A 10,103-nucleotide genomic window follows, 5' to 3' on the forward strand; every position below is an offset into this window, starting at 1 on the left:
ATTTACCTTTCTGAAAATCATGCAAACCTCATCAGACGTTTCCCGCCGCAAGTTCATCCACGCCGCCTTGGCTGGCTCCATGACCGTTCCACTGTTGGGTCAGGAGATTCCGAAGGGTGCGAAAGGCGTTTTCGGTGAGCCGCCCCGCGATCTGAAGCTGATCGAGGACGCGGATGTGATCGTCTGTGGTGCGGGACCGGCGGGTGTATCCGCCGCCATCGCCGCTGCCAGGTCGGGTGCGAAGGTCCGCCTGTTCGATGTCCACGGCTGTCTCGGTGGCGTGTGGACGGCGGGGCTGCTGACGTGGATCTTCGACTTCGACAAACCGGGCCTGACAAAAGAGATCCGTTCGAAGCTGGATGAGCGCGGCGCGCGGCGCGGCACCAGCCCGAAGGTGTTCGTCTATGAGCCGGATGAGATGAAGCTCCTGCTGGAGGACATGTGCACGGAGGCGGGCGTGAAGTTCCGCCTGCAGACGCGGGTGGTGGCCGCCTACCGCGACGGGCGGCGGCTGACCACCATCGTCACGGAGTCCGCCTCCGGGCGGGAGGCGTGGCGGGCTCCGGTATTCATCGACGCCACCGGGGACGGTGTGCTCGGCGCGCTGGCCGGGTGCGACTGGGAACTGGGGCAGATGGGCAAGGAGGAGTCCTCACGCTGCCTCTGCCAGCCCCTGACCATGAACGCCATCGCGGCAGTGAAGGACATCACGAAGATGCGGGACTACGTTTCCTTTTATGAAGGTGACCTGAACTGGCACGTGAAGGCCACGGAGAACCTGAAGGCGGACATCCGGAAAGCGGGGATCGATCCTTCCTACGGCATGCCGACCATCTTCCACATCCGTGACAACATCGTCCTGCTGATGCTGAACCATGAATACGGTATCCGTCCGGACGATGCGGACGCGATGACGGCGGCGACGGTCCGGGCGCGGAAGGAGATCTTCGGCATCAGCCGTTCCCTGCGGAAGCTGGGCGGGGTGTGGGACGGCCTCCAGGTGGTGGCGACGGCGGAACAGATCGGCGTCAGGGACGGCAAGCGCATCAAGGGCCGCTATGTGGTCAAGAAAGATGACCTCATGAGCGCCGCGCGTCATGAGGATGCGGTGGCGCGCGTGACCTTCGGCGTGGACATCCACGCGAAGACGAAGGAGGAGAACGACAAGCTCACCATCGAGCGGGGCGGAGTGACGAAGTTCACCCCCTACGACATCCCGCTGCGCGCCCTCATCGCGAACGATGTGGACGGCCTCATGATGGCGGGCCGGTGCATCAGCGGAGACTTCATCGCCCATGCCAGCTACCGTGTCACTGGAAATGCCGTGGCCATGGGAGAGGCGGCGGGGGCGGCCGGTGCGGTCGCCGCCACCAGCAAACGCCTGCCCCATGAGGTGGAGTGGAAGGAAGTGGCGGAGGTGCTGGAGAAGAAAGTGAGGAAGGCGTGAGGGCATCCTGTGCCCGGACCATCCAATGCCGTGGAATGCCGCTGCATCGGGTGGTCCGTGCGCCGTCCGCCTGCCGCCGCTGGAGCCCGCGAGGTCATCCATTCGGGCCGGTGACCAAGGATTCCGAAGGCTTGGATGCAGGATGCGGCCAGATTTCCACAGGGAATGCCTTGCGTTTTATGAGACTGGTTCGCATCCTCCGCGCATGCATCCTGATGTGGCGAAGCTGGTTGACGCCGGCCGCATTCCAAAACCTGTCGGCGAGCGGCTTTCCCAGTTGGCTCCCGGAAATTTCTGCCTGCACAAATCCTTCGGAGCCGGAAAAGTGGTCGATTGGGACCTTCCCGGAAAGAAAGTGACCATCGATTTCGAGCGGTCCTCCGGCCAAATGATGGAACTGCAGTTCGCGTTCCAGAAGACCGAGTGGATTCCCTCCGATGACTTCCGAGCGAAGAAGATCGAGCAACTCGAGGAACTCCGCACGCTGGCGAAGAAGGATCCGGTCGAACTCATCGTCCACCTCCTCCAGAGCCACGGCGGCAGCATGACCGGTGAGGCGCTCGAGAAGGAGATCTCCGGCGGAGTGGTGGCGGAAGGCAATTTCAAAAAATGGTGGGACTCCGCGAAGAAGACGCTGAAGGAAAGCCGCCGCGTGGTGGTGCCCCAGAAGCGGACCGAGGCGCTCGTCCTCCGGGACAGCGACCGCACGCCCGCCGAGTCGCTGGTTGCGGATTTCGAGGCCGCCCGCGACATCAAGGGCATGATCAAGGCTCTGGAGGCGATCGCCGCCGATATCGGTGCCTTCGAAAACGATTCCGATGCCCTGAAGCGCCTGCTCCATGACATCGACGAAGGCGCGAAGAAAGCAGCCCGTGTCCAGCTCGGCCAGGCACTGCAACTGGTGGCCGCGCGGGACGAAGTCATCGGCTCCTCGAAGGCGCTGGAACTCGACCCGACCGCGGTCCGCCTTTCCGATCTGATCCTCACGGCGGATTCCTTCAAGCTGGCGGAGGAGGCCGGCACCCTTCCTTCCGGCCGCCAGCGTGCGATCTACGAAGCTTTCCCGAATGCCTTCGGCGACGAGTGGGTGGAAAAAATGGTCCATGTCTTTGACAAGGTCGGCGCCCGTGGCGTCACCGAGATCGCCCGTATCCTTTCGGACCGCGGCGAGCTGGAAGCTCTGGAGAACCACCTGCGCTCGACACTGGCCCGCCGCGCGCTCGGACCGGATGCCCTGATCTGGGTGTGCCGTGAGCGGAAGGGAGCTTCCGCCGAGGTCTTCAGCGCGGATGTGGGAGCCTCCATCCTCAACCTGCTTGAGAACGACCACCTTTCCGACGGGCCACGGAAAACGTCCCGTCTCCAGACGCTGCTCAGCGAGGACAAGACGCTCCTCCAGGATCTGGTGGAGGCTATGGACATCAACGAGGCCCGGAACTTCTCCCGCAGGCTTCTCGACTGCCCGGTCTTCGCCGAGCTGGAGAAGAAGTCCCTGATGGCCCGGATCATCAAGGCCCGCCCGGAAACCGCCGAACTGGTGGGCGGGGAAGGGAAGAAAGAGGAGCCGCTCCTCGTTTCCTGGGACAGCCTGGAGAAGAAAAAAATCGAGTTGGACGAACTCATCCGCGTCCGCATCCCGCAGAACACCAAGGATATCTCCATCGCCCGTTCCTACGGCGACCTCCGCGAGAACTTCGAATACAAGTCCGCCAAGGACCTCCAGAAGGTCCTCATGCGCCGCAAGAGCGAGCTGGAGAAGGACATCGCCCGCGCCCGCGGCACCGACTTCAAGGGGTCCGATGCTTCCAAGGTGAACGCCGGAACGGTCATCACCTTCACGGATGAATCCGGAAAAGAGATCGTTATGACCGTCCTCGGCGCATGGGACTCCCTGCCGGAACAGAAAATTGTCTCCTACCTCTCCGAAGTCGGAAAGTCGCTCATGGAACGCACCGTCGGTGACGAGGTGAAAGTCCGGGATTCCGTGACGGAAGCCTTGCAAACCCTGACGATCCGCTCCATCAAGCCGTTCAATCCCTGACGGACACACCCCTCTGCCTATATAACCATACCATGGACATTACCACCATCGTTGAAATCCGCGGCCGCGAAGTGATCGATTCGCGCGGCAACCCCACCGTTGAAGTCGATGTGCACCTTGAAGGTGGTGCCATCGGCCGTGCCGCGGTGCCATCCGGTGCATCGACCGGCGAGCACGAGGCTGTCGAGCTTCGTGACGGCGACAAGAGCCGCTACCTCGGCAAGGGCGTGACCCAGGCCGTTGAGAACGTGAACGCGAAGATCGCCCCCGAGCTTCTCGGCTTCGACGCGACCGAACAGGCCGCCATCGACGCCGCCATGCTGGCGCTCGACGGCACCTCCACCAAGAAGGTGCTCGGTGCCAACGCCATCCTCGGCGTTTCCCTCGCCGTGGCGAAAGCCGCCGCCGCCCAGCTCGGCCAACCGCTCTACAAGTATGTCGGCGGCCCGAACGCGAAGGTCCTCCCCGTGCCGATGATGAACGTCATCAACGGCGGTGCCCACTCGGACGCCCCGATCGACTTCCAGGAGTTCATGATCGTGCCCGTCGGCGCGCCGACCTTCCGTGAGTCCCTCCGCTACGGTGCTGAAGTGTTCCACTCCCTGAAGAAGGTGCTTCACGACCGCGGCCTTTCCACCGCCGTCGGTGACGAAGGTGGCTTCGCCCCGTCCCTCGACGGTGTGGAAGATGCCATGCAGGTGCTCTGCCAGGCCATCGAAAAGGCCGGCTACAAGGTGGGTGAGGACATCGCCTTCGCCCTCGACGTCGCTTCCTCCGAGTTCTTCGACAAGGCGAAGAACGCCTATGTCTTCAAGAAGGGTGACGGATCCGTCCGTTCCGCTTCCGAGCTGGTCGACTTCTACGCCGACCTCCAGAAGCGCTACCCGATCATCTCCATCGAAGACGGCTGCGCCGAGAACGACTGGGATGGCTGGAAGGTCCTCACCGACAAGATCGGTGCGAAGACCCAGCTCGTCGGCGACGACCTCTTCGTCACCAACGTCGATTTCCTCGGCAAAGGCATCAAGGCCGGCGTCGCCAACTCCATCCTCGTCAAGGTCAACCAGATCGGTTCCCTCACGGAGACCCTCGACGCCGTCGAGCTGGCCAAGGAGAACAGCTACACCGCCGTGCTCAGCCACCGCTCCGGTGAGACCGAGGACAGCACCATCGCCGACCTCGCCGTTGCCACGAACTGCGGCCAGATCAAGACCGGCTCGATGAGCCGCTCCGACCGGATCGCGAAGTACAACCAACTGCTCCGCATCGAGGAGCAACTGGGCGACGACGCGGTCTTCGGCATCAAGAAGCTGAAGGTCCTCGGCAAGTGATTGCCCCGCGCGGCGGTCGTTGATCTCCGCGCTGAATCTCACAACGGCGGCTCCGGAAACGGGGCCGCCGTTTTTTTTGTGGAGCGGCTCGAAGAGGGTGCGAGAGCTGGGAAGGTCGGCGATGAGGATCGGATGACTTTTCGTTCATTTGAATAAGTGCTTGAAATACAGTGGGGCGTTCCTATTTTCCCCCAGCCGAACGGCGGAAGCGGGGACGACCCCGCCCATCCAACTCATCAGCCAGGGACGACCTTGGAACCCCTAGTTGAATTATGAATTGGATCATCCTTGTCATCGCCGGCCTGTTTGAGGTCGGTTGGGCGCTGGGCCTCAAATACACCGAAGGCTTCAGCAAATTCTGGCCGAGTGTCTTCACGGTGCTGGCAATCATCATCAGCCTGTGCCTTCTGGGTCTGGCCATGCGCACGCTGCCGGTGGGGACCGCCTATGCGGTCTGGACCGGCATCGGCATGGTCGGCACGGTTATCGCAGGGATTTTCCTGATGGGGGATCCGGTGAGCCTGTTCCGGGTGGTGAGCCTGGTGCTGATCCTGATCGGCATCGTCGGCCTGAAAATTTCCACACCTGCCTGAGCAGCAGAAGAAATGCGGGAATTGTACCCTGCGGTACAAACCCCGCATTGACCTTGGCGGTGGGTGGGGTAGAACCTCCGCCCCGCCGAAGTGCGGAGTTGCCAATGGATTACCAAGCGAAAATCGCGCAAAACGTCGCAGCCATCCCCCGTTCCGGGATCCGCGACTTCTTCGAACTCGTCCAGGGACGCGAGGGGGTCATCTCCCTCGGCGTGGGCGAGCCTGACTTTGTCACTCCATGGCACATCCGCGAAGCCGCCATCTACTCGCTGGAGAAAGGACAAACGACCTATACCTCCAACCTGGGTCTCCTTTCCCTGCGGAAGTCGATTTCGAAATACGTGGAGAACTTCTTCAAGGTTTCCTACGACGCTCCGACGGAAGTCCTGGTGACGGTCGGTGTCTCGGAGGCGATCGACATCGCCCTCCGCGCGCTTCTCAACCCCGGGGATGAGGTCATCATCCACGAGCCGTGCTACGTGTCCTACAGCCCTAGCATTGTCATGGCCCACGGCAAGACCGTGGCGGTCCAGACGACCAAGGAGGACGAGTTCTCCCTGAAGCCGGAAGCGGTGGCTGCTGCGATCACGCCGAAGACCCGCATCATCTTCATCAATTTCCCGTGCAATCCGACCGGAGCGGTTGCTCCGCTGGAGGACCTCAAAGGCATCGCGAAGCTGGCCATCGAGCATGACCTCATCGTCATGACGGATGAGATCTACAGCGAGCTGCGCTATGACGGTGAGGAGCACGTTTCCATCGCGTCCCTCCCTGGCATGAAGGAGCGCACCATCCTGCTCCACGGCTTCTCGAAGGCATTCGCGATGACCGGTTTCCGCCTGGGCTACGCCTGCGCCCCGCAGCCCATCATCGAGGCGATGATGAAGATCCACCAATACTCCATGCTCTGCGCTCCCATCATGAGCCAGAACGCCGCGATCGAGGCTCTGGAGAATGGCACGCCCGCCATGATCGAAATGCGCAACAGCTACCACCAGCGGCGTGATTTCCTGGTCCGCAGGCTCAACGAGATCGGCCTGGACTGCCACACGCCCGGCGGTGCGTTCTACGTCTTCCCGGACATCCGCAAGACCGGCCTCAGCAGCAAGGAGTTCGCCTTCGGTCTGCTGGAGCAGGAGAACGTCGCCGCGGTGCCCGGTGGTGCCTTCGGCCCGTCCGGCGAGGGTTTCCTGCGCTGCTGCTATGCGACGGCGTTCGATGACATCCGCACCGCGACGGACAAGATCGAGCGCTTCGTCAACCGCCTCTGAGATCCGGCATGAAGGACGCACGGCCCGCCAACGATCCCGATGTGCTGGCCCGGGCGCATATCGTCCCGTTCGCCGTCTTCATGGGGTTCCTCATGCTCCTCCAATTCGGAGGGGCATTGGTGGAGTGGAAACATCCCGCCGCACCCTGGTGGCGGCGGGATCCCGCGCAGTTGGTCTATCCCATCCAGGTGCTGGCCACGGGATTCTTCCTCATCCGCTACTGGCGCAGCTACACGTTCAACTGGTCGTGGAAGTGGGCCTTCATCGGCGCGGTCTTCGGTGCCGTCGGCATCGGCTTCTGGCTGCTGCCCACCACGCTCTATGACCACTGGGGCCTCACCGGAAAGACGGAGGGTGTGCTGAAGTGGCTGGGCGTGGCGGAAAGGAAGGAAGGCTTTGATCCCGGTATCTTCGAAAACCCGGCTGCCTTCTGGTTCTCCGCCGTCATGCGGTTCATCCGCGCCGCGGTGATCGTCGCGCTGGTGGAGGAGATCTTCTGGCGGGGTTTCCTGATGCGGTTTGTGATGGACTGGGAAGGGAACTATTGGCGGCAACCCTTTGGCCGGGCGCACTGGAAATCCTACCTCATCATCACCGTCCTTTTCATGCTGGCCCACGCGCCGGTGGACTATGCGGGGGCCTTCATCTACGGTAGCCTGACCTATGTCCTCTGCGTGTGGAGCAAGAGCCTGGGAGCCTGCGTCATCATGCACGCGGTGGCGAATTTCCTGATGGGGCTCTATGCGATGGCCTACGGGAAATACGGAGTCTGGTAGCGTATGGACACGGAGCGCATGCGGGTTGCGGTGGTGGGCTGTGGCACGGCCGGTCCCGCCGCCGCCACGCTGCTCGCCCGCCAAGGGCACCACGTGACGCTTTTCGAACGCGCACCGGAGTGCCGCCCGGTCGGTGCGGGATTCCTGCTGCAGCCATCCGGCATGGCCGTGCTGGACGAACTGGGCATCGCGGAGGCCGTTCTGGCCAAGGCGGCGAAGGTGGACTCCCTCCACATCGTGAATCCGGATGGCTCCACCTTGCTGGAGCTGCTCTATCGTGACATGGATGCTGGGGTTTTCGGGGCGGGGCTTCATCGTCCCGTGCTGCTGCATCATCTGATATCGGCGATGGAGAGGGCAGGCGTGAATGTCCGTTGGAATCATGAGATCACTTCAGCGGATGAAACATCGGACGGTTGGCACCTGGCTTTTTCCCACGGCGCTGTCAGCGATCCGTTCGATCTGTTGATCCTCGCTGATGGCGCGCGCTCCTCTCTCCGCCACCTTGTTGGCGGTGGTGGCACCAACCGTGGCTATCCATGGGGTGCCCACTGGTTCATCGGTGAAAATCGCGGCGTCTTCCCCGAAAATGAGCTTTACCAAGTGGTGAGAGGCACCCGCCAGCTCGGCGGCTTCCTCGCCACCGGCTGCGATCTCGATCATGACGAGCCGCTCGTCAGCCTGTTCTGGAGCATCCGCATCCGTGATGATGAAAAGCTCCGCTCCCAGCCGCTGGAGGAATGGAAGCGTCCCATCCTCTCCCTCTGTCCGCGTGCGGCGGTCCTGCTGGACCAGATCCATGACTGGAGCCAGATCGCCACCGCCCGCTATGGGGACGTGACCATGCGCCGCTGGTATGGCCGGAGAATCGTCATCCTTGGGGATGCCGCCCACGCGATGAGCCCGCAACTGGGGCAGGGGGTGAATCTGGCGTTGGCGGATGCATCCTGCCTGGCGGACTGCATCTCCCGCGAGCCTCTCGCGGATGCCCTCCGCGAGTACCAGCGCCGCCGCTGGCCGACCATCCGCTACTACCAGTTCGCCACCCGCAGACTGACGCCATTTTTCCAGTCGGACATGGAATGGATCACTCCATTCCGCCAGGCGATGTTCCGTGTTTCGCAGTCACTTCCGCCGCTGCGCGGGCTGATGACGCGAACCATGGCGGGCGTCATCGGAGCGGTCGGAAAAAGATGATGGTGAATTGGCGAAAATTGACAATTTTCCCTTGTCAAAGCCCCCCCCGTTCCTCATACATCGCGCCCCGCAACGCGGGATGGGTAGATGCCCGAGTGGCTAAAGGGGGCAGACTGTAAATCTGCTGGCTTACGCCTACGCTGGTTCGAATCCAGCTCTGCCCACCATCTTCTTTCTCAATGACTTGGGGAGCCGAAAGGCTCCCCTTGTTCGTTTGGGGGATTTGCGGTTGGGTATCTGGTTTCGTTCTTTTGTGAGCGAAGGGTTTGAAGTGGACAGCCCCGGGCTGCGAAATGCGAGTGAATGGGGCGGTGCTGGACCGAGGGCAGAAAGCAGCACTTGGAAGGTACCAGCGGATGTTGGGTGCGCTGCTTGCCTGTTTCCTCTTGTTGTGATCCTAACAGATGTCTTACCGTTCTCCAATGTTCGGAAAACTCATCCTCCCATTGCTTTCACTCCTCTTCCCGGTCGCATTGGTTTCCTGTGCAGATCTCATGGCAGACTACGATGACGATGACCCCGCGGCGGGGTATCGGGGGATCGAATATGAAAGGGAAGTCATGTCCGGCAAGAGGCCCAGGGATCCCAACTACCTCAGGCAGCCCGAGTATGTTCCCATCAGGTCGGACTACCAACCGGACTTCAGTTGGGCATCGGCACCGATGCCGAAGCTCATGTCGCCTTCCGGCAGATCTTCCTTGGGCGGCGGCTCTGGCCTATCCGCCCCATCCACGTTTTCTTCTTCTGGTCGGCAGGATCTGTTCAGCAAACGCAGGAACTACACTCTCGATAGTGACTACAGGACCACCGATTTGCTGGGTGGAGGCTCCAGAGCCACCGATCGCTGGGGAAACTCCGTCACAACTTCCCAGGGACTGGATGGCAGGCCCCGTTACACCACATCGTCAGGGGTAACCTATACGAACCATCAGACCCTCGGAGGCGGAAGAGTGTTGCGAGGATCGGACGGAAGCAGCTACCGCCGGGAGCAGTTGCTGAACGGGAGCTACCAGTACAAGGGGGATGACGGCAGTGTCTATCGCAGGGAGCAGACCCTCGGAGGAGGTTATCGATACACCAAACATTGAGCGGATTTCCCCGAGATCTATATAAAGCCGCTCTTTATAGCCTCTCGGTTGGCAGAGCGCCACTATGTGTCCCAATCCCCCGGAGCGCCTGAGCGAAATCCTCATTCGCATTCGATTCCGAGTTCTTCCCGGCCGCCTTGGTGTCCAGGTCGCACGCCTTTGGCGGGTCGGGCTTCTCCGACTCCTCCGTGGTGGAATCGTCCTCGGCATTGAACCTTCTGCGGAGTTTTCTGATGAGATCGTGGTTCTTCAGGCTGGGGTCATCCGGATCGATCGCCGTGATAGGAGTCCGGGCGATCCGGGCTTAGAACCGCGGGTGCTCCAGCGGTGTCATCGTGGAGTCATCGGCGGCGCGCTGA

The 10,103-nt window shown here is 61.8% G+C and carries 8 protein-coding genes and 1 tRNA gene; all 9 read left to right on the forward strand.

The window, feature by feature from the left end:
* The first annotated feature begins 19 nt into the window (after positions 1-19).
* The 9 genes from OVA24_RS10580 to OVA24_RS10620 all read left to right on the forward strand — a co-directional run bounded on the left by OVA24_RS10580 (position 20) and on the right by OVA24_RS10620 (position 9,744).
* Positions 20-1,447, forward strand: a complete 1,428-nt coding sequence (locus OVA24_RS10580) for an FAD-dependent oxidoreductase (protein ID WP_267675214.1) — start codon at positions 20-22, stop codon at positions 1,445-1,447.
* Positions 1,448-1,652: 205 nt separating this feature from the next.
* Entirely contained in the window at positions 1,653-3,488 is a 1,836-nt protein-coding gene (locus tag OVA24_RS10585) for a GreA/GreB family elongation factor (protein WP_267675215.1), read from the forward strand.
* Positions 3,489-3,520: 32 nt separating this feature from the next.
* On the forward strand, positions 3,521-4,819 hold the full coding sequence (gene eno, locus OVA24_RS10590) for a phosphopyruvate hydratase (RefSeq protein WP_345783430.1): 1,299 nt from the start codon (positions 3,521-3,523) through the stop codon (positions 4,817-4,819).
* Positions 4,820-5,091: 272 nt separating this feature from the next.
* On the forward strand, positions 5,092-5,412 hold the full coding sequence (gene sugE, locus OVA24_RS10595; protein ID WP_267675216.1) for a quaternary ammonium compound efflux SMR transporter SugE: 321 nt from the start codon (positions 5,092-5,094) through the stop codon (positions 5,410-5,412).
* A gap of 104 nt (positions 5,413-5,516) precedes the next feature.
* Complete coding sequence (locus tag OVA24_RS10600) at positions 5,517-6,683, forward strand: aminotransferase class I/II-fold pyridoxal phosphate-dependent enzyme (protein ID WP_267675217.1); 1,167 nt, start codon at positions 5,517-5,519, stop codon at positions 6,681-6,683.
* A gap of 8 nt (positions 6,684-6,691) precedes the next feature.
* Positions 6,692-7,459, forward strand: coding sequence for a CAAX prenyl protease-related protein (locus OVA24_RS10605; protein WP_267675218.1), 768 nt, complete (start codon positions 6,692-6,694; stop codon positions 7,457-7,459).
* Positions 7,460-7,462: 3 nt separating this feature from the next.
* Positions 7,463-8,656 (forward strand): FAD-dependent oxidoreductase, encoded by a 1,194-nt coding sequence (locus tag OVA24_RS10610; RefSeq protein WP_267675219.1) that lies wholly within the window; start codon positions 7,463-7,465, stop codon positions 8,654-8,656.
* An 81-nt stretch (positions 8,657-8,737) separates the two neighbouring features.
* Positions 8,738-8,823, forward strand: a tRNA-Tyr gene (locus OVA24_RS10615).
* Between the two features lie 327 nt (positions 8,824-9,150).
* Positions 9,151-9,744, forward strand: coding sequence for a hypothetical protein (locus OVA24_RS10620; protein WP_267675220.1), 594 nt, complete (start codon positions 9,151-9,153; stop codon positions 9,742-9,744).
* Positions 9,745-10,103 lie beyond the last annotated feature (359 nt).

This window comes from Luteolibacter sp. SL250, from assembly GCF_026625605.1.
Classification (GTDB): Bacteria; Verrucomicrobiota; Verrucomicrobiia; order Verrucomicrobiales; family Akkermansiaceae; genus Luteolibacter.